The sequence below is a fragment of the Belliella calami genome (genome assembly GCF_022549695.1).
Taxonomy (GTDB): domain Bacteria; phylum Bacteroidota; class Bacteroidia; order Cytophagales; family Cyclobacteriaceae; genus Belliella; species Belliella calami.
Window position 1 is genome coordinate 1 of sequence record NZ_JAKZGS010000040.1, and the last position, 1,223, is coordinate 1,223.

Annotated in this window: 1 protein-coding gene; it reads right to left on the minus strand. The window is 38.9% G+C overall.

The window, feature by feature from the left end:
- Positions 1 to 1,137, minus strand: a 1,137-nt coding sequence (locus tag MM236_RS19595) for an IS4 family transposase (RefSeq protein ID WP_439648027.1), incomplete at its 3' end; no start/stop codon positions are given.
- Positions 1,138 to 1,223: the final 86 nt, after the last annotated feature.

The following is a 1,223-nucleotide window of genomic DNA, read 5'->3' on the forward strand; positions in this document are numbered from 1 at the left end:
GGGTTTGTCATGATCTTCAAACGGTCTGTCCAGCCAATTTTGTAATTCAATTTTGACGAAAATATTCAGTCTGATAAATGCTACCAGGTTTGATAGATGCCATCCGTATTTTGCAGTTGCTTTCATTGCTTTTAATAATAAAATTGTAATCAAGGCAGTCCATATCTGTATCATTACTGCGTTTTTTGAAGTACCGATGAATGTCTTAATGTGGAGCAGCTGCTTAATATCCCTGAAAAATACTTCAATTTCCCACCTTGATTTATAAAGGTCTCCGATTGTCTGTGCTGCCCAATTGAAGTTGTTGGTAATGATTTCTATGGTCTGTTGGTTTTTCTCGTCCCAGACTGCCACTCTTCTAAGTTTTTTAGGGTACTTGGTCTTGGATTGTGGGTTGGTCAGTTCTATTTCTTGGTCAATTAGAACATGCTGTGCCATTTTTTCCGGCAGTTCCCGTTCGCTGATCACGGTGTAAGCCAAGTTGTCCTTATGCCTTATGACAAAGAATACCCCTTTGCTGTCCCAAACGTTTAGCATCGGAAAGTCATTGTAGTATCTGTCTGCGACGATAACCGAACCTTTTTCCAAAGGTATATTGTAAGCACCTTTATTATCCGCTACGCTTCCTTCTGTAATGTTCACATAAACAGGGAGTTTCTCATCATAATCTAACAGGGTATGCATTTTGACAGCACCCTTTTTAGTGCGGAAAGTGGCCCAGTCAAAGACAGAAAGGCAAAGGCTTATGACCGTTGCATCCAAAAGATATACTGGAACCTTGATTTTAAGTTTGACACGCCTGAGTGATGCCTGCTGTCCTAAACTTCCCATAAGAGAATAATAAAGGTCTTTAAAAAGATCAGCATCTCTCCGCTTGTTCTGATAGCTGATACTTGACTTGGAAGGAGCCTTTGAAATCCCAAGATGGTTTAGGTTTCCCGTAGCTGAACGAAGACCATTGGATATATCTCTTACCGATGTGCTTTTTGCAAAATGACAGAAAAGCATTGATACTAGATGTGTCCAGCTATCAAAACCTTTACAACCCTTATCTGTCTGCTTATCTTGAACCAGTTTTTTGAAAATTGAACGGTCAATCTTTTTAATAATCTGAGAAAACAATGTAATATTACACATGAGAGGTCTTTGTTTTTGGTGCAAACCCAAAATACACATTTTGGGCAAAAATTCAGACCTCTCATATTTTATTTAGGACGCTATTG